Here is an 18,304-nt window from a genome sequence, read left to right on the forward strand (position 1 = left end):
CGGGCGCCGCGTCGGTGATTCACTATCGGATGCTTGGTAGCCAGTTCTGCCGAAGCCCACCAACGCCGAAGCGGGAGACGTGCCGGGGGTGTTGCGCAGAGCAGGCCATGGATGGCCTGCGGCCCTGACTACGGCCATGGATGGCCGGACGGAAGGGCGGAGCAACGCCCCCGGTGCGGCCCACGCCCGCACGCCAGACCGAAGGCGCTCTTGAGAAATCCAACCTCGGGGAGGGCTATCCACTGTCGCTGGCCCGTGGCGACGGTGATGGATCTCTCCATCTGATGGGACCACCTGGCGCCCCCGGCGCGGCTGCCGCCGAGCCGGCTATTCGCTGTCGCTGTCGTGGCCGGTGTTGGATCCCAAGGCGGATGGCGCTGTCCGGCGCGGCGCGATTCAGCCTGGCCGTGCAAACTGATGCCGACCCAATCCCGATGGAGCAGCCCGTGAGGAAATGGATCTGGCTCGGCCTTGCAGTGCTGCTCGGGCTCGCCGCCTACACCGCCGCCGGACCGTACCTGACCATCCGCGCCATCCAGCAGGCGGTGCAGGAGGACGACACTCGCGCCCTGGCGCGCCAGGTCGATTTCCCGGCGCTGCGCGGCAGCCTCAAGCTGCAGCTCGACGACGCCATGGTGCGGCGCGCAGGGCCCGAGGTCCAGGCCAGTCTGCTGGGCAGGATCGGCCTGCAGGTGGCCAGCGGCGTCAGCGCCGGCCTGGTCGAGACCATGGTCACCCCGGTCGGGCTGGCCGCGCTGATGGAAGGGCGGCGGGTCTGGCGCCGGATCGACATCAGCGCCCCGCCCCGGCCCGCCGGCGCCGCGGGCGAGGCGGGAAAGCCGCTGCAGGATGCCGAACACCGCTACCAATCCCCCTCCCGCTTCACCGCCACGGTGCACGACGATGACGGGCGCCCGATCGTGTTCGTGCTCACCCGCAAGGGCATTCGCTGGCGCCTGTCCGACATCCGCCTGCCCCTGTAGAGCCCGCCCTGCCCTCCCCTGCCGGCCGCGCCGGGGCCTGCCGGCACGCCTAGGGGTTGGAGATGCCGTGCGGGACGTGGCCGGTGGCCACGTGCAGGCGCGCCGAATCGATGTTGTGCTGCGAGTCGTCGAAGAAGATGTCCGCGCCGAACGCCTCCAGGAACGGCCCCTTCGGCCGGCCGCCGAGGAACAGCGCCTCGTCCAGGCGCACCCCCCACTCGCGCAGCGTGCGGATCACCCGCTCGTGCGCCGGTGCCGAGCGCGCGGTGACCAGCGCGGTACGGATCGGCGAGGCCTCGCCCGGCGGATAGGCCGCCTGCAGATCGTGCAGCGCCGACAGGAACCCGCGGAACGGCCCGCCCGCCAGCGCCTCGCGTGCACGCTCGCGCTCGTGGCGGTGGAACGCATCGATACCGCCTTCGCGCGAAACCCGCTCGCCCTCGTCGCCGAAGATCACCGCGTCGCCGTCGAAGGCGATGCGCAGCTGGTCATGGCGGTGCTGCGGCGCCTTGGCCGGCAGGATCGTGGCCGCGGCCACGCCGTTGGCCAGCGCGCTGCGAACCGACTCCGGGTTGGCGGACAGGAACAACTGCGCGCCGAACGGCCGGATGTAGGGCCAGGTCGGTTCCCCGGACGTGAACGTGGCGCGCGAGATCGCCAGGCCGTGATGCTGGATGGAATTGAAGATCCGCAGCCCGGTATCGGCCGAATTGCGCGACAGCAGGATCACCTCCACGCGCGGGGCCTCCGGCGCCGCGCCGTCGTTGAGGGCCAACAGCTTGCGCACCAGCGGAAATGCGATCCCCGGCTCGAGCAGATCGTCCTCGTGGCTGCGCTGGTGCTCGGCGTAGGCCTCGATGCCCTCGCGCTCGAACAGCGCGTGGCTGTCCTCCAGGTCGAACAGCGCCCGCGAGGAGATCGCGACGATCAGCGGCGGCGGCGTGGCTGCGGACATGCCGCGAGTATGCGGGATCGGCCAGCCCGGCGGCGAGCGGCGCCCGCACCCGTGCCGCCTGTCGGTGCCGAACTGGAGGCGCTGGCGCAAGGCCCCGGTGACACTGGCGAGCCATTGCCGCTGGCTTAAGCCGCACCGGGAGTCAGCGCGCCTCGCCGAGCCGCTCGGGCTTCAGACCACGAACTGTTCGCTGAGGATGCGCTCTTCGAGGTTGTGCTCGGGATCGAACAGCAGGGTCACCACCCGGTCCTGCGACTCGCGGATCACCACATCGACCACGTCGCGCACTTCGTGCGAGTCGGCGGTGGCGCTGACCGGCCGCTTGTAGGGGTCGAGGACGCGAAAGCGCACCTCGGTCTGTGCCTTGAGCAGCGCCCCGCGCCAGCGCCGCGGCCGGAACGCCGCGATCGGGGTGAGCGCGATCACGCTGGCCCCCAGCGGCATGATCGGCCCCTGTGCCGAGAAGTTGTAGGCGGTGCTGCCGGCGGGGGTGGACACCAGCACGCCGTCGCAGATCAGTTCCTCCAGGCGTAGCTTGCCGTTGAGCTCGATGCTCAGATGCGCGGCCTGGCGGGTCTGCCGCAGCAGCGAGACCTCGTTGTAGGCCAGCGAACCCACGCTGGCCCCCGACTCGGTCTGCGCGATCATCTCCAACGGCCGCAGCACCGAAGGCTCCGCCGCACGCAGGCGCTCGATCAGGTCCTCCTGCCGGTACTGGTTCATCAGGAACCCCACGCCGCCCAGCTTCATGCCGTAGACCGGCTTGCCGAGCGCACCATGGCGATGCAGGGTCTGCAGCATGAAGCCGTCGCCCCCGAGCGCGCACAGCACTTCGGCTTCGCCCGGCTCGTGCTGGCCGTGCTCGGCCACCAGCGCATGCAGCGCCTCCTGCGCGTCGGGGCTGGCGCTGGCGAGGAAGGCGACCCGTGGCGTCTGCGCGGAATCCATGGCGCGAGGATAACGCACCGGCGGCCGCGGTGAAGCGCTGCCGCGCGACGCCCGTCCGGCGCCGCGCGGCAGCCGCTCAGCTGCCGGCCGCCAGCTGCGCCAGCCGGCTCACCGCCACCGAGGCGGTGGGATAGTCGATCGACTTCTGCGCGAACATTTCCGCCAGCATCGCCAGCGCGAAGCGCAGGGTTGGGTCGTCGCGCTCGATCCAGGCCCGCACCTTCGCGTCCGGATCCCGGCCGGGCATCGACAGCGCCTGCCCCGCGAGCAGGGTCTGCTGGGTGAGCAGGTCGTCGCGCAGCACCCCGCGCGCCACCGCGTGCCAGCGCCCCTGCACCTCCAGGGCGTCGATCTGCGCGAACAGCCACGGCAGATGCAGGGCATCGCCGATCCGGAAATGCACCCTGGCGACCTCCACCGGCTTCATCCGCCGCGACCTGGCCAGCTCGATGATGTCGAACACCGGGCCCAGGTAGGGCAACTCGGCCAGGTCCTCGGCCAGGTCCGGCGACATCCCGCGTTCCTGCCAGTCCCTGCGCGCGTCCTCGTAGGCGGGACGCTGGGAATCCGGGAGGATCGCGTCGGCGCCGCGGATCTCGTTGAACGCCTCGGTATAGCGGTCGACCGCGCGGGTGATGGCGGGGATCTCGCCCGGGCGGTTCAGCAGCCAGCGCACGAACGCGCGCTGCAGGTTCCAGATCTCCTGCAGCGCGTCGATCTGCACCGACTCCGGCACCTTGCCATCGAGCGCGTCGATCTGCGCCCACAGCGCGCGCGCATTGAGTGTCTCCCGGCTGATGGTGTAGGCCTTGGCGACTTCGGCCGGGGTCCTGCCGGTATCCTCCTGCATGCGCAGCAGGAAGGTCGCGCCCATCCGGTTGATGGTGGCGTTGGTCACCGCAGTGGCGATGATCTCGCGCTTGAGCCGGTGCTTTTCCATCGCCGCCGCGTACTTCTTCTGCAGCGGCGCCGGAAAATAGCGCTGCAGCTCCTTGGACAGATACGGATCCTCGGGGATGTCCGAATCGAGCATCTGCTGGTAGGCGACCAGCTTGGCGTAGGACAGCAGCACCGCCAGCTCGGGCCGGGTCAGGCCCTGGCCACGCGCCTTGCGGGCCGAGATCTCGGCGTCGGAGGGCAGGAACTCGATCTGCCGGTCGAGCAGCCCCTGCGCTTCAAGGGTTCGGATGAAATGCTGCTTGGAGCCGAGCCGCGAGACGCTCATCCGCTCCATCAGGCTCAGCGCCTGGTTCTGGCGGATGTTGTCGAACAGCACAAGCGACTCCACCTCGCCGGTCATGTCGGCCAGCAGCTTGTTGCGCGCCGCCATGCTCAGCTTGCGCTCCTGCACCTGGGCATTGAGCAGGATCTTGATGTTGACCTCGTGGTCGGAGGTGTCCACGCCGGCCGAGTTGTCGATGAAATCGGTGTTCAGCAGCACCCCGGCCTGCGCCGCCTCGATGCGGCCGCGCTGGGTCATGCCGAGGTTGCCGCCCTCGCCGACCACCCGGCAGCGCAGTTCGCAGCCGTCGACCCGCAGGGCGTTGTTGGCGCGGTCGCCGACCTCGCCGTGGCTTTCGGTCGTGGCCTTGACGTAGGTGCCGATGCCGCCGTTCCAGAGCAGATCGACGGGCGCCCTCAGGATCGCCTTCATCAGCTCGACCGGGCTCATCGACTCCACGTCCGCATCGATGCCCAGCGCGTCGCGCGCGGCTTTCGACACGGGGATCGACTTGGCGCTGCGCGGCCAGATCCCGCCGCCGGCGCTGATCAGCCCGCGGTCGTAGTCCTCCCAGCTCGAGCGGGCCAGGCCGAACAGGCGCTCGCGCTCGCGATAGCCCGCCGCGGCGTCCGGCGCCGGATCGATGAAGATGTGGCGGTGGTCGAACGCCGCCACCAGGCGGATGTGCCGCGACAGCAGCATGCCGTTGCCGAACACGTCGCCGGACATGTCGCCGATGCCGACCACGGTGAAGTCCTCTGCCTGGCTGTCGTGGCCGAGTGCGCGGAAATGCCGCTTCACCGATTCCCAGGCGCCCTTGGCGGTGATGCCCATGCCCTTGTGGTCGTAGCCGACCGAACCGCCCGAGGCGAAGGCATCGCCGAGCCAGAATCCATGCTCGGCGGAGATCCCGTTGGCGATGTCCGAGAAGCTGGCGGTGCCCTTGTCGGCCGCCACCACCATGTAGGGATCGTCCTCGTCGTGACGCACCACGTCCACCGGCGGCACGATGCCGCCGTCGACGATGTTGTCGGTCACGTCGAGCAGCCCGTGGATGAAGCGCCGGTAGCAGGCGATGCCCTCGGCCTGCAGCGCATCGCGGTCGCCGCCCGGAGGCGGCCGCTTGACGATGAAACCGCCCTTGGCGCCGACCGGCACGATCACCGTGTTCTTCACCATCTGCGCCTTGACCAGGCCCAGCACCTCGGTACGGAAATCCTCGCGTCGGTCCGACCAGCGCAACCCGCCGCGCGCCACCGGCCCGAAGCGCAGGTGCACGCCTTCCACGTGCGGGCCGTACACGAAGATCTCGCGGTAGGGTCGCGGCTTCGGCAGGTCCGGCACCCGCGCGCTGTCCAGCTTGTACGCCACGTAGTCCTTCCAGCCGGCCGCCGCGCGCTGGTAGAAGCTGGTGCGGAGGGTGGCGTCGATCACCCCCATGAAGTTGCGCAGGATGCGGTCCTCGTCGAGGCTGGCGACCCGGTCGAGCAGCCCCTTGAGCGCCTCGCGGGTAGCCCGGTACCAGCGCTCGCGGTCGCCGCCGTGGGCGCCGACCACTTCCTCGAGCGCGCCCCCGGCCGCCGCGTCGCCGTCTGCGAGCAGCTCGAACTGCGCGGCCAGTCGCGCGCGGCCGGCCCGCGCGTCCTGCCCGCCGGCGTCCGCCATGGGATTGAAGCGCGCCTCGAACAGCTCCACCAGCAGCCGCGCGAGCAGCGGGTAGTTCGCCAGGGTTTCCTCGACGTAGGCCTGGGAGAACGGCGCGTCGGTCTGCAGCAGGTACTTGCAGTAGGCGCGCAGCATCGACACCTGGCGCCAGGTCAGGCCCGCGCCGAGGATCAGGCGGTTGAAGCCGTCGTTCTCGGCGCCGCCGCGCCAGAGCTGCGCGAACGCTTCCTCGAACTCCGGGCCGACCTGCTCGATGTCGACGTCCTTGGCACCCGCCTCGACCTCGAAATCCTGGATGTATAGCGGCCGTTCCCCGACCTCGATCCGGTAGGGATGCTCGGACATCACCCGCAACCCCATGTTCTCCATCATCGGCAGCACGTCGGAGAGCGGAATGTCGCGCTCCTGGCGGAACAGCTTGAGCCGAAGCGGGCCCTCGCCGGCAGCGCTGCGCGGCGCGCAGTACAGGCACAGGCGCAGGTCATCCGGACCGTCGAGCGCCGCCAGCTGGCCGACGTCGGCGGCGGCGATCGCCGCGGTCGCCTGCTCGATGTAGTTGGCGCTCAACGCGCGGCCGTAGCGGGTCGCCAGGCGCAGGCCTTCGGCCTCGCCGTGGCGCTCGACCAGCTCGTCGCGCAGGTCGTCCTGCCAGTTGCGCACGATCGCCGCCAGCGCGGCGTCCAGCTCGCCCTGGTCGATGTCGCCGGCCAGGCCCGAGCGCGGGCGCACGATCAGATGCAGCTGCGCCAGCGGCGACTCCCCCAACTGCACGCTGGTGTCGACCCGGTCGGCCTCCAACGCCTCCTTGAGCATGCCCTCGATGCGCAGCCGCACTTCCGTATTGAAGCGATCGCGCGGGATGTAGGCCAGGATCGAATAGAAGCGCCCGTAGCGGTCGCGGCGCAGGAACAGCCGGCTGCGGCTGCGCTCCTGCAGCTGCAGGATACCCGTCCCGAGCGTCTGCAGCTCCTCGGCGCTGGACTGGAACAGTTCGTCGCGCGGCAGCGTCTCCAGGATGTGCTTGAGCGCCTTGCCGCTGTGCCCGGTCTGGCGCAGGCCCGAGGCGCTCATCACGTGCTCGAAGCGGTCGCGCACCAGCGGGATCTCCCAGGGCCGGCGGTTGTATGCGCTGGAGGTGTACAGGCCGATGAAGCGCTGCTCGGCCACCGGCCGGCCATCGGCGTCGAAACCGAGCACGCCGATGTAGTCCATGTAGCCGGGCCGGTGCACGGTGGCGCGCGAGTTGGTCTTGGTGAGGATCAGCGGATCGATCGCGCCGCCCCGGGGGCCGGCCTGGGCGCCCAGGCTGCTCAGCGCCCGCGGCCTGCCGGAGTCGCCGTCGCGCAGCAGGCCCAGCCCGGTGCCGTCGACCGCGCACAGCACCTCCTCTCCACGCTGCTTCTTCACCTTGTATTCGCGATAGCCGAGGAAGGTGAAATGGTCGCTGGCCGCCCAGTGCAGGAACTCCTGGGCCTCGCGGCGCTCGCCGTCGGACACCGGCAGCTGGCGATGGGCCAGATCGGCGGCGGTCTGCAGCATCTTCTCGCGCATCGTCGACCAGTCCTCGACGATGGTGCGCACGTCGCGCAGCACCTGGACGATTCTGCGCTCCACGTCCGCCAGCCCCTCGGGCGCCTGGCGGTCGATCTCCAGGTGCATCAGCGACTCGGCCTCGCCCTCGCCCACGGCCAGCGCCTGGCCCTTGCGGTCGCGGCGAAACGCGATGATCGGGTGGCCGAGCACGTGCACGCCGATGCCCATCTCGGTCAGCGCCATGGTCACCGAATCCACCAGGAACGGCATGTCGTCGTTGACGATCTGCAGCACCGTATGCGGAGAGTCCCAGCCGTGCTCGGCCTGGCCGGGGTTGAACAGCCTGACGCTGGCGGTGCCGGGCTTGCGCTTGCGCGCGAAGTCGAGGAAACCGTGGGCCAGCGCGGCCCAGGCCTCGGCGCTGTGCAGCGGCAGCTCGTCTGCGGTCATGCGCCGGTAGAACGCGGCGGCGAAGGCGTCGGCGTCGGCCTGCCGGTCCCTGCCGACACGCTGGCGGATGGCGGCGAACACCGGGTCGAGCAGCGAGCTGCTAAGCGCCTGACGCGACTCCGCGGGCTTCTTCCGCGGGCCCTTCTTGGCCGTCTCGGCGGACGCGCCGGGCTTGCGGGAACGGGGTGTGGTCTTACCGGATGTGCTCATGGCGGGTTTCGGATGGAATGAGGCCCGCGCTTGCGCACGGGCCGGTACGGGAGGGGGCGTGGAGGCGGCGGCTGGAGCCTGCTGGGACGGGCTGCACGGACCGGGTCAGCGCAGCCCGGTCTCGTGGCGGGCGATCACCAGGCGCTGGATCTCGCTGGTGCCTTCGTAGATCTCGGTGATCTTGGCGTCGCGGAAGTAGCGCTCGATCGGCATTTCCTTCGAATAGCCCATGCCGGCGTGGATCTGCACCGCCTGGTGAGCGATCCACATCGCCGCCTCGGAGGCGGTGAGCTTGGCCACCGACGCCTCGGTGGTGAACCGGCGGCCCTGGCCCTTCAGCCAGGCCGCGCGCAAGGTCAGCAGCAACGAGGCGTCCAGCTTGCACTTCATGTCGGCGATCTTGGCCTGGGTCATCTGGAACGCGCCGATCGGCTGGCCGAAGGCCTTGCGTTCGCGCACGTACGCCAACGTGGCCTGGTAGGCGGCGCGGGCGATGCCGATCGCCTGGCTGGCAATGCCGATGCGGCCGGCGTCGAGCACGCCCATGGCGATCTTGAAACCGTGGCCCTCCTCGCCGAGCACGTCTTCCGCGCGGGCGACGTAGTCCTGGAACTCGATCTCGCAGGTCGCCGAGGCGCGGATGCCGAGCTTGGGCTCGGTCTTGCCGCGGTGGAACCCGTCGCGGGCGGTGTCGACCAGGAACGCGGTGATGCCGCGCGCGCCCTTGTCCGGGTCGGTCATCGCGAACAGGACGATGTACTTGGCCACCGGGCCGGAGGTGATCCAGCTCTTCTTGCCGTTGATCAGGTAGCTGCCGTCGCCCTGTTTCACCGCACGGCAGCGCATCGCCGTGGCGTCGGACCCGGATTGCGGCTCGGTCAGCGCGAACGCGCCGATCTGCGTGCCCTCGGCGATCGGACGCACGTACGCCTGCTTCTGCTCCTCTGTTCCGTGGGTGAGGATGCCGTTGCAGAACAGCGAATTGTTGACCGACATGATGGTCGAGTGCGCGGCGTCCGCGGCCGCGATTTCGACCATCGCCAGCACGTAGGCCACCGGATCCATGCCGGCGCCGCCGTACTCGGCAGGCACCTCGATCCCCATCAGGCCGTTCTCGCCGAGCAGGCGGATGTTGTCCAGCGGGAACTCGCCGGACCGGTCGAAGCCCTCGGCGCTCGGCGCGATCTTCTCCTGGGCGATCCGGCGCGCCACCTCCTGGATCATCAGCTGCTCTTCGGTGTAGCCAAAATCCACGTTGGGCTCCGACTCGATGGAAAACGCAATTGTAGCCTTGCCGCCGCACGCGGTCAGGTGAATCCACCGCCAGCGCCGCGATGCCGCGGCCGTGGCGGCGGCACCTCGACCGCAGCGTACGCGGCGGCCCTTGACCGGCCGCCGCGCGGCCGCGACACTTCCATCCTTAGATCGCGATGGAAAGATATTGATGGATCTGGAGAGCTGGTCCACCCGCCTCAAGGTGCTGGCCGACGCCACCCGGGTACGGCTGCTGGCGCTGCTCGAGCGCGAGGAGCTGACCGTGGCCGAACTCTCGGCGGTCACCCGGCTGGCACAGCCGCGGGTCTCCACGCACCTGGCGCGGCTCAAGGAAGCCGGGCTGGTGCGCGACCGCCGCGCCGGCGTTTCCGCGTACTACCGCTTCGACGACGCCCCGCTCGACCCGGCGCTGCAGCAGCTGTGGCGCACCCTGCGCGACGGCAGCGACGACGCGCTGCTGCGCCAGGACGCCGAACGGCTGCCGGGGGTGCTGGCGATGCGCGCGTCGGACCGCAACTGGGCCGACTCGGTGGCCGGCGACATGGAGCGCCACTACTCCCCGGGCCGGACCTGGGAGGCGCTGGCGCGCTCTGCGCTGCCGCTGCTCGAGGCCGGAGACGTGCTCGACATCGCCTCCGGCGACGGCGTGCTGGCCGAGCTGGTGGCACCGCACGCCGGCCGCTACGTCTGCGTCGACACCAGCAAGCGGGTGGTCAACGCCGCCACCGAGCGGCTGCGCCGCTACGACAACGTCGAGGTGCACGAGGGCGACATGCACGCCCTGCCCTTCGCCGACGCCAGTTTCGATCTGGTGGTGCTGATGCATGCGCTCACCTATGCCGCCAGACCGGCGCAGGCGGTGGTCGAGGCGGCACGGGTCCTGCGCCCAGGCGGTCGGCTGCTGCTGAGCAGCCTGGCCCGCCACGAGCACCGCGCCGTGGTCGCCGCCTACGACCACGTCAATCTCGGCTTCGGCGAACGGGAGCTGCGTCGCTTCGTCGACAAGGCAGGCCTGCAGCTGCAGCACATCGACACCGTCACCCGCGAGCGCAGGCCGCCGCACTTCGAGGTGATCTCGCTGATCGCCGCCCGGCCCTGAGGCCGTCCTTCCCTCCCTCGGAATCCGACCCATGCACCCCCTGCCCTGGCTCGACCCGCAACGCACCACCGCCCTGCTCGCCGCCCTCGATGCGCGGATCCTGGTCCTGGACGGGGCGATGGGCACGATGATCCAGCGCCACGACCTGCAGGAGGCCGACTACCGGGGGGCGCGCTTCGCCGAAGGCCACGACAGCCTCGCCGCCGGCGCCGGCGAGCCCCGGGAGGGGCACGACCAGAAGGGCAACAACGACCTGCTCAGCCTGACCCGTCCCGACCTGATCCGCGACATCCACACCGCCTACCTCGAGGCCGGCGCCGACCTGGTCGAGACCAATACCTTCAATTCCACCGCGATTTCCCTGGCCGACTACCACCTGCAGCACCTGGTACGCGAGCTCAACAGCGAAGGCGCCAGGCTCGCGCGCGAGGCCTGCGCCGCGGTGGAGGCACGCACGCCGGAGCGGCCGCGCTTCGCGGTCGGCGTGCTCGGCCCGACCAGCCGCACCGCTTCGATCAGCCCCGACGTCAACGACCCAGGCTTCCGCGCGGTGGACTTCGACACCCTGGTGGAGATCTATAGCGAGGCCGCCGAAGGGCTGATCGACGGCGGCGCCGACGCGCTCATGGTGGAGACCATCTTCGATACGCTCAACGCCAAGGCCGCGCTGTTCTCCCTGGCGCGGGTCTTCGACGGCCGCGGCGCGCGCCTGCCGGTGATGATCTCGGGCACGATCACCGACGCGTCCGGCCGCACCCTGTCGGGGCAGACCGCCGAGGCGTTCTGGTATTCGCTCCGGCATGCGCGGCCGCTGTCGATCGGGCTGAACTGCGCGCTCGGCGCACGCGAGCTGCGCCCGCACGTCGAGGCGCTGGCGGGGCTGGCGGACTGCCGCGTCAGCGCCCATCCGAACGCCGGCCTGCCCAACGCCTTCGGCGAATACGACGAGACCCCCGACGAGATGGCCGCCACCCTGCGCGAATTCGCCGAGTCCGGCCTGCTCAACATCGTCGGCGGTTGCTGCGGCACCACCCCGGACCACATCCGTGCGATCGCCGGCGCGGTGGCGGGAGCCGCGCCGCGCCGACCCGCCGCCGTGGCCGACCTGGCGGCATGAGCCCGCGCCGGCGCCCCCCTCCGCTCCCACGGCAAGCAGATGACAGAACCCCGCCATACCCGTCTTTCCGGCCTCGAGCCGCTGGTGATCACGCCGGACCTGCTGTTCGTCAACATCGGCGAACGCACCAACGTCACCGGCAGCGCCCGCTTCCGCAAGCTGATCAAGGACGACCGCTACGACGAGGCGGTCGAGGTCGCGCGCCAGCAGGTCGAGAGCGGCGCCCAGATCCTCGACGTCAACATGGACGAGGGCATGATCGATTCGGAGCGGGCGATGACCCGTTACCTGAACCTGATTGCGGCCGAGCCGGACATCGCCCGCATTCCGTTCATGATCGACTCGTCGAAGTGGACGGTGATCGAAGCCGGGCTCAAGTGCCTGCAGGGCAAGGGCGTGGTCAACTCGATCTCGCTCAAGGAGGGCGAAGAGAGCTTTCTCAAGCAGGCGCAGCTGGTGCAGCGCTACGGCGCCGCGGTGGTGGTGATGGCGTTCGACGAGCAGGGCCAGGCCGACACCCGCGAGCGCAAGGTCGAGATCTGCACCCGCGCCTACCGGCTGCTGACCGGGACCCTCGGCTTCCCGCCCGAGGACATCATCTTCGACCCCAACGTGTTCGCGATCGCCACCGGCATCCCCGAGCACGACAACTACGCCGTCGACTTCATCGAGGCGACCCGCGAGATCCGCCGCACCCTGCCGCACTGCCACGTCTCCGGCGGGGTGTCCAACGTGTCGTTCTCGTTCCGGGGCAACGAGGTGGTGCGCCAGGCGATCCACGCGGTGTTCCTGTACCACGCCATCGCCGCCGGCATGGACATGGGCATCGTCAACGCCGGCGCGCTGCCGATCGTCGACGACCTCGACCCGGAACTGCGCGAGTGCGTGGAGGACGTGGTGCTCAACCGCCGCAGCGACGGCACCGAGCGCCTGCTGGAGCTGGCCGAGCGCTACCGCGGCCGCAAGGGCGAGGCGCGGGTCGAGGACCTGGCCTGGCGCGAGGCGCCGGTCGCCGACCGCCTGCGCCATGCGCTGGTGCACGGCATCGACCAGTACGTGGTCGCCGACACCGAGGAGGCCAGGCAGCAGTTCGACAAGCCGCTGGAGGTGATCGAGGGGCCGCTGATGGCCGGGATGGGCGTGGTCGGCGACCTGTTCGGCTCCGGCAAGATGTTCCTGCCGCAGGTGGTGAAGTCGGCGCGGGTGATGAAGAAGGCGGTCGCCCACCTGTTGCCCTACATCGAGGCCGAGAAGGCGCGCAGCGGCAACGCCGGCAAGCCCAACGGCCGGATCCTGCTGGCCACGGTGAAGGGCGACGTGCACGACATCGGCAAGAACATCGTCGGCGTCGTGCTGGCCTGCAACAATTTCGAGGTCACCGACCTCGGGGTGATGGTCCCGGCACAGGCGATCCTCGACAAGGCCCGCGAGATCGGTGCCGACCTGATCGGCCTGTCGGGACTGATCACGCCGTCGCTCGAGGAGATGGGCCACGTCGCCCGCGAGATGAAGCGTCAGGGCTTCCAGACTCCGCTGCTGATCGGCGGCGCCACCACCTCGCGCGCGCATACGGCGTTGAAGATCGCGCCGCACTACTCCTCGCCGACGGTCTGGGTGAAGGACGCCTCGCGCGCGGTCGGGGTGGCGCAGTCGCTGGTCAGCGCCGACCTTCGACAGAAGTTCGTGGCCGCCAACGACGCCGATTACGCCGAGATCCGCGAGCGCCACCGCAACCGCGGCGACGCCAAGCGGCTGGTCCCGCTGGCCAAGGCGCGCGCGCAGCGCTTCGAGGGCGGCTGGGACGACTACGAGCCGCCGCGTCCGCAGCGGCCCGGCATCACCGTGCTCGACGACTACCCGCTGCAGGATCTGGTGGAGATCATGGACTGGACGCCGTTCTTCCAGGCCTGGGAGCTGGCGGGCCGCTACCCGGCGATCCTCGACGATGCCGTGGTAGGCGGCCAGGCCCGGGAGCTGTTCGCCGACGCGCGCCGGATGCTGCAGCGGATCGTGGAGGAGAAATGGCTGACCGCGCGCGCGGTGTTCGGGCTGTGGCCGGCGCGCGCGATCGGCGACGACGTCGAGGTCACGGTAGCGCCGGATGGCGGCACCGCCCCGGGCGCCGGCAGTTCGGGGAGCGGCAAGGTGGTGCTGCACTTCCTGCGCCAGCAGGTCGACAAGCCCCCCGAGCGCCCGAATTTCTGCCTGGCCGACTTCATCGCGCCCGCCGATTCGGGCCGCGACGACTGGATCGGCGGGTTCGCGGTGACCGCCGGCATCGGCATCGACGCGCATGTCGCCCGCTTCGAGGCCGACCACGACGACTACAACGCGATCCTGCTCAAGGCGCTGGCCGACCGTCTCGCCGAGGCCCTGGCCGAGCGCCTCCACCAGCGCGTGCGCAAGGAATACTGGGGCTACGCCGCGGAAGAGTCGCTGGACAACGACGCACTGATCGCCGAGAAGTACCGCGGCATCCGCCCCGCCCCGGGCTATCCGGCGTGCCCGGAGCACAGCGAGAAAGCGACCCTGTTCAGGATGCTGGACGTCGAGGCGCGCATCGGCATGACCCTCACCGAAAACTTCGCGATGCTGCCGACCGCGGCGGTGTCGGGCTACTACTTCAGCCACCCGCGCAGCCAGTACTTCGTGGTCGGCCGGGTGTCGAAGGAACAGGTGGACGACTACGCCCGGCGCAAGGGCGTCTCGCGCGCGCGCGCCGAACGCCTGCTGGCTTCGAACCTCGACTACGACCCGGAATAGCGGCTCGCCGGCGCTTTCCTGCGGCTTGCCGCCGCCCGCGGCGGCGCTGGCACCCGCCGCACGCCCGGCACTCGCGTGCCGGCCGCGGCCGGCCACGGATCACCAGACCAGGTCGTCCGGCACCTGGTAGCGCGGATCCGCATAGGGGTCGTCGGCCGCCGAGGCGGCCGGATCCACCTTCAGCGCCACCGCCGGCGCGAAGACCGCCTCGGCCTCGGCCAGGACCGCGGCCTCGACCAGCAGGTAGCGGCCGTTGAGCTGCACCACGCCCAGTTCGCCGGCATTGAGCGCCGTCAGCTGGTCCGCGGTCACGTAGATGCGCTTGATCTTGCCGCCGTACTCGAAATGCCGCGCGATGTCGGCCTCCTCGGCGTTCAGCGCGCGGCCCTGCAACAGCGTCGCCAGCCTGGCCCGGGCCTCGCGCCGCTGCCGCGCCTCTTCCTGGCGCCTGCGCTCGGCCTCGATTCGCTCCTCCTTCTCCTTCTGGGCGCGGATCGCGTAGGCCTTGGCGAGGTCGATCTCGTCGCGGCCGCGTCCGCCGCGCCGGCCCCCTCCGGGCGCCTCGGCGCGCGCAGGCGGGCGCTTGCCCGGCGGCCGGCGCTGCTCGGCGGAGCGCGGCGGCTTCGCGCCGGGCTGCCTGTCGCGCGGCGGCTTCTTCGGTTGCGGAGCCGGTGCCTTGAAGCCCAGGCCGAGCAGCTGGTCGCGCAGGGAATCGCTCATGTCGGCGTCAGTAGTGCGGAGGGGGCGGCTCGTCGGCCGGATCTGCGAAGAAACTGCCGCGCGACTGTTTCATCTCCTCCAGGCCGCGGCGGAACAGCTCGGCGCTGCGCGCGGTTTCCAGGCGCAGGGCGGCCATGGCCTCGCCGAGTTCGGCCAGGGCCTGTTCCTGGAAAGCCAGGCGGGTCTCGAGTTCGACGACGCGTTGTTCGAGGGTTTCGTCCACGGGTCAACCTAGCAGGTGGCGACCGGCGGGGGCCGGTACCATGTTAGCCACGCCCGGCCGCGGACGCGACCGGCCGGCGCGCGGCAAACAGCCGCGGCCGCGGTTGGCCGCCTATTCGGCGGCCGGCATCACCTCGAGCAGTTCCACCTCGAAGGCGAGCGTGGCGTTGGGACCGATCGGGCCGTTTGGGGTGCCCTGCTCGCCGTAGCCCAGCTCGCTGGGGATCCACAGCCGGTAGCGGCTGCCCGGCGACATCAGTTGCAGACCCTCCTGCCAGCCCGGGACCACCTGGTCGAGGGCGAACATCGCCGGCTGGCCGCGTTCCAGGGTGCTGTCGAAGGTTGTGCCATCGAGCAGCTTGCCCTCGTAGTGCACGCTCACTCGGTCGCCGGGCTTCGGCGGATCGCCCTCGCCCTGCTCCAGCACCTCGTACTGCAGCCCCGACTCCGTGGTCTGGACATTCGGCTTGGCGGCGTTCTCGGCCAGGAACTTCTTGCCTTCGGCAGCGGCTTCCTCGGCGCGCGCGGCCTGCCGCGCCTGCATGCGTTCGCCCAGCCCCTGCATGACCTGCACGATCTGTTCCGGGCTCAGGCGCGGATCCTTGTCTTCGAGCGTGTCGCGCACGCCCGTGAGCATGGCCTCGAGGTCCACCTCGTCCTTCACCGGGACCAGGGTGGCGCCGAGTTCCAGGCCGATCGCGTAGCCGACCTGCTGCTTCTCGGTCTCCAGGCCCGGGACCTCGATCGCGGCGGCGTTCTGCTGCGCGGCATCGGCTTCGGCTTCGCCGCCGCCTTCCTTGTCCTGGTCGATCGGCTTGCAGGCCGCCAGCGCCACCAGCAGCGCGACGGAGAGCAGCGCCGGGGCGGCGCGCGGGGAAATGGTCATCGGGAAACTCCTTGGGGGTCGGGGGGACGGCCGGCGGTTCCGGCGGGCGCCCGCTGCGCGGGCGCGGGGGGAAATCAGAGGATGTCGAGCAGTTCGACGTCGAACACCAGGGTGGAGTGCGGACCGATCGGCCCGCCCGGCGTACCCTTGGCGCCGTAGCCGAGATCGCCGGGGATCCAGAACCGGTACTTGGCGCCGATCGGCATCAGCGCCACGCCCTCGGTCCAGCCCGGAATCACCTGGTCGAGCCCGAATTCGGCCGGCTGGCCGCGCTCGTAGGAACTGTCGAAGACCTCGCCGTCGAGCAGGGTACCGTGGTAGTTCACGCGCACCCGGTCGCTGGGCAGCGGACGGCGGCCGGAGCCCTGCCGGATCACCTGATACTGCAACCCGGACGGCGTGGTGAACACGCCCTGCTTCTCCTTGTTGGCGGCGAGGAACGCCGCGCCCTCGGCGCGGTTGCGTTCGCCCGCCTGCGCGGTTTCGGCGGCCATCTTGGCCTCGACGCGCGCCGAGAATGCGGTGCGCAGCGCCTCCGCCTCGGCCTCCTCGATCAGCAGTTCGCCTCCCTCGATCCGGGTACGCAGGCCCTGCATCAGCATCGGCACGTCGATCTCGTCGCGGATCGGCATCAGCGAACGGCCGACGTCGGCGCCGACCAGCAGGCCGACGCTGGCGCTGTCGACCTCCGGCGGGGCCGAGCCGGGCGGCGCGCCGGGCAGGCTGGTGCCGCTGCGCGCGGCGACCCGCTGCATCAGCGCCTGGCCGACCTCCTGGATGCGCGCCTCGTCCAGCAGCGGCTCGCCGCCCTCGAAGGCGTTGCGCAGCGCGCGCTCGAACGCCGCGTAGTCCAGGTCCGGACCCACCGGCGCGATCGACTGGCCCACGTCCATGCCGATCATGTAGCTGACCTTGTCGCGCTCGGAGCCCGGTACGGGCTGCTGCGCCGCCAAGGGCGCCGCCGCGAGCCAGGCCGCGAACAGGCACAGCACGGCCGCGCCGCGCATCGCAATCTTCATCTAACCAGTCTCCTGTTGGAACGTCGCCGGACGACGCGTGGCCGCCTATTGTCGCGGCGCCGGCATGCGCGGGCAATCGCGCGCGACACCGGCGTTCATCGGGGCGGGCGCGGCGCGCGCAGGGCGCGCTCGATCGCCGCCACCACCTCGGGGGCGTCCGGGACGGTGCGGCTGCCCCAGTTCGCCAACACCCGCCCGTCCCGGCCGATCAGGTACTTGTGGAAGTTCCACTGCGGCGCCGCGTCCGTGGCGGCGGCCAGGTCGCGGTACAGGCCGGTCGCGTCGGGACCGACCACGTGCACCTTCTCGAACATCGGGAAGCGCACCCCGTAGGTCAGCGTGCAGAACTCGCGGATCGCCTCCTCGTCCTCGAACTCCTGGTCCCGGAAATCGCCCGACGGGAAGCCGAGCACGGCGAAGCCCTGGTCGCGATAGCGGGCGTGCAGCGCCTCCAGCGCCTCGAACTGCGGCGTGAAGCCGCATTTGCTGGCGGTGTTGACCACCAGCAGCACCTCGCCGCCGTAGGTCTGCTGCAGGTTCACCGGCGCCTGGCCGGCCAGCGGGCGGTAGCTGCGCGCCAGCAGCGAGGGGTCGGCCGCAACCACTGAAGCGCCAAACAACATCAAGAAAGCAGTACAAACTATTGAAACTACGTACTTTGATAGAGCGTCCATTGCAAGCCCTCGACGACCGTGACTTCAGCTGGGGGACACCGGCTCCAAACCAGTTGACAAGGACCGCTTTGGTGTTATAGTTACATACAACACCGGTCAACCAGGGCAGGAGGTTCGACATGAACCGTAAGCTCCACAACACGATACTGGCTTTCTCGATCAGCAGCGGTTTCCTGATGCTGGGGCTGATGGCTGCCGTGCCGCTTCCGGACGGGCAGGCCCCCCGGCAGGCGGGGGCCGCGATGGTGCCCGGCGCCACCGTGCCGGCAGGGACCGCCAGCCAGCGGGCCATCGAGGCGCGCACCCTCGCGTACGAGGCGGACATGGCCAGGGCGGCCGACACCGGCGAGATGATCGCCCTGTCCTCCAGCTTCCTGGCAGCGGTCGCCACCGAGGCGGCGCTGGCGGCGGTGCTGCAGGACCCCCGCGCCGCGGCGCCCGGCGAGCGCGCCGCGGCGGCCGAGCCCGCACCGCCACGCCGCGCCAACCGCCGGCGCAGCGCCTTGGCGATGCCCTATTTCTCGTTCGCGCATGGCCTGCGCGGCGGCAGCGGGAGCTGACCC

General features: G+C 70.6%; 14 protein-coding genes. 5 read left to right on the forward strand and 9 right to left on the reverse strand.

Annotation, left to right across the window (positions count from 1 at the left end):
- Positions 1–446 precede the first annotated feature (446 nt).
- Entirely contained in the window at positions 447–983 is a 537-nt protein-coding gene (locus tag QFW77_RS09310; protein WP_280574299.1) for a DUF2939 domain-containing protein, read from the forward strand.
- A 49-nt stretch (positions 984–1,032) separates the two neighbouring features.
- On the opposite strand, the gene QFW77_RS09315 is transcribed toward QFW77_RS09310, so the two are convergent.
- The 4 genes from QFW77_RS09315 to QFW77_RS09330 form a co-directional block, all read right to left on the reverse strand.
- Positions 1,033–1,938, reverse strand: coding sequence for a 5'-nucleotidase (locus QFW77_RS09315; protein ID WP_280574300.1), 906 nt, complete (start codon positions 1,936–1,938; stop codon positions 1,033–1,035).
- A 171-nt stretch (positions 1,939–2,109) separates the two neighbouring features.
- A complete protein-coding gene (locus tag QFW77_RS09320) occupies positions 2,110–2,886 on the reverse strand; it encodes an NAD kinase (RefSeq protein WP_280574301.1) in 777 nt (258 codons plus the stop codon).
- Positions 2,887–2,962: 76 nt separating this feature from the next.
- Positions 2,963–7,966 carry an NAD-glutamate dehydrogenase gene (locus QFW77_RS09325; RefSeq protein ID WP_280574302.1) on the reverse strand — a complete coding sequence of 1,668 codons (5,004 nt, stop codon included), beginning with the start codon at positions 7,964–7,966 and terminating at the stop codon, positions 2,963–2,965.
- Between the two features lie 105 nt (positions 7,967–8,071).
- Complete coding sequence (locus QFW77_RS09330) at positions 8,072–9,250, reverse strand: acyl-CoA dehydrogenase family protein (RefSeq protein WP_331487918.1); 1,179 nt, start codon at positions 9,248–9,250, stop codon at positions 8,072–8,074.
- Positions 9,251–9,410: 160 nt separating this feature from the next.
- Here QFW77_RS09330 and QFW77_RS09335 point away from each other — a divergent pair, with 160 nt between their 5' ends.
- The 3 genes from QFW77_RS09335 to metH are packed head-to-tail and all read left to right on the forward strand — an operon-like array spanning position 9,411 to position 14,220.
- The gene (locus tag QFW77_RS09335; RefSeq protein WP_280574305.1) at positions 9,411–10,340 is read left to right on the forward strand and encodes an ArsR/SmtB family transcription factor; all 930 of its coding nucleotides are present in this window, start codon (positions 9,411–9,413) and stop codon (positions 10,338–10,340) included.
- 31 nt (positions 10,341–10,371) lie between these two features.
- The gene (locus tag QFW77_RS09340) at positions 10,372–11,457 is read left to right on the forward strand and encodes a homocysteine S-methyltransferase family protein (RefSeq protein WP_280574306.1); all 1,086 of its coding nucleotides are present in this window, start codon (positions 10,372–10,374) and stop codon (positions 11,455–11,457) included.
- 39 nt (positions 11,458–11,496) lie between these two features.
- A complete protein-coding gene (metH, locus tag QFW77_RS09345) occupies positions 11,497–14,220 on the forward strand; it encodes a methionine synthase (protein WP_280574307.1) in 2,724 nt (907 codons plus the stop codon).
- A 99-nt stretch (positions 14,221–14,319) separates the two neighbouring features.
- On the opposite strand, the gene QFW77_RS09350 is transcribed toward metH, so the two are convergent.
- From QFW77_RS09350 to QFW77_RS09370, 5 genes are all read right to left on the reverse strand, one after another.
- Positions 14,320–14,940 carry a DUF2058 family protein gene (locus tag QFW77_RS09350; RefSeq protein ID WP_280574308.1) on the reverse strand — a complete coding sequence of 207 codons (621 nt, stop codon included), beginning with the start codon at positions 14,938–14,940 and terminating at the stop codon, positions 14,320–14,322.
- Between the two features lie 7 nt (positions 14,941–14,947).
- Positions 14,948–15,163 carry a SlyX family protein gene (locus QFW77_RS09355; RefSeq protein ID WP_280574309.1) on the reverse strand — a complete coding sequence of 72 codons (216 nt, stop codon included), beginning with the start codon at positions 15,161–15,163 and terminating at the stop codon, positions 14,948–14,950.
- A gap of 111 nt (positions 15,164–15,274) precedes the next feature.
- A complete protein-coding gene (locus tag QFW77_RS09360; protein ID WP_280574310.1) occupies positions 15,275–16,048 on the reverse strand; it encodes an FKBP-type peptidyl-prolyl cis-trans isomerase in 774 nt (257 codons plus the stop codon).
- 74 nt (positions 16,049–16,122) lie between these two features.
- Complete coding sequence (locus QFW77_RS09365) at positions 16,123–17,067, reverse strand: FKBP-type peptidyl-prolyl cis-trans isomerase (protein ID WP_280574311.1); 945 nt, start codon at positions 17,065–17,067, stop codon at positions 16,123–16,125.
- A gap of 95 nt (positions 17,068–17,162) precedes the next feature.
- The gene (locus QFW77_RS09370) at positions 17,163–17,741 is read right to left on the reverse strand and encodes a glutathione peroxidase (RefSeq protein ID WP_425603304.1); all 579 of its coding nucleotides are present in this window, start codon (positions 17,739–17,741) and stop codon (positions 17,163–17,165) included.
- Positions 17,742–17,860: 119 nt separating this feature from the next.
- Here QFW77_RS09370 and QFW77_RS09375 point away from each other — a divergent pair, with 119 nt between their 5' ends.
- The gene (locus tag QFW77_RS09375; protein ID WP_280574314.1) at positions 17,861–18,301 is read left to right on the forward strand and encodes a hypothetical protein; all 441 of its coding nucleotides are present in this window, start codon (positions 17,861–17,863) and stop codon (positions 18,299–18,301) included.
- Positions 18,302–18,304 lie beyond the last annotated feature (3 nt).

Origin of the sequence: Luteimonas endophytica (assembly GCF_029887875.1) — a bacterium.
Taxonomy (GTDB): domain Bacteria; phylum Pseudomonadota; class Gammaproteobacteria; order Xanthomonadales; family Xanthomonadaceae; genus Luteimonas; species Luteimonas endophytica.

Bases quoted from the DNA above. Each gene is read 5' to 3' on its own strand.
- QFW77_RS09315 (WP_280574300.1), bottom strand. From the start codon at position 1,938: ATGTCCGCAGCCACGCCGCCGCCGCTGATCGTCGCGATCTCCTCGCGG.
- QFW77_RS09320 (WP_280574301.1), bottom strand. From the start codon at position 2,886: ATGGATTCCGCGCAGACGCCACGGGTCGCCTTCCTCGCCAGCGCCAGC.
- QFW77_RS09325 (WP_280574302.1), bottom strand. From the start codon at position 7,966: ATGAGCACATCCGGTAAGACCACACCCCGTTCCCGCAAGCCCGGCGCG.
- QFW77_RS09335 (WP_280574305.1), top strand. From the start codon at position 9,411: ATGGATCTGGAGAGCTGGTCCACCCGCCTCAAGGTGCTGGCCGACGCC.
- QFW77_RS09340 (WP_280574306.1), top strand. From the start codon at position 10,372: ATGCACCCCCTGCCCTGGCTCGACCCGCAACGCACCACCGCCCTGCTC.
- metH (WP_280574307.1), top strand. From the start codon at position 11,497: ATGACAGAACCCCGCCATACCCGTCTTTCCGGCCTCGAGCCGCTGGTG.
- QFW77_RS09350 (WP_280574308.1), bottom strand. From the start codon at position 14,940: ATGAGCGATTCCCTGCGCGACCAGCTGCTCGGCCTGGGCTTCAAGGCA.
- QFW77_RS09360 (WP_280574310.1), bottom strand. From the start codon at position 16,048: ATGACCATTTCCCCGCGCGCCGCCCCGGCGCTGCTCTCCGTCGCGCTG.
- QFW77_RS09365 (WP_280574311.1), bottom strand. From the start codon at position 17,067: ATGAAGATTGCGATGCGCGGCGCGGCCGTGCTGTGCCTGTTCGCGGCC.
- QFW77_RS09370 (WP_425603304.1), bottom strand. From the start codon at position 17,741: ATGGACGCTCTATCAAAGTACGTAGTTTCAATAGTTTGTACTGCTTTC.
- QFW77_RS09375 (WP_280574314.1), top strand. From the start codon at position 17,861: ATGAACCGTAAGCTCCACAACACGATACTGGCTTTCTCGATCAGCAGC.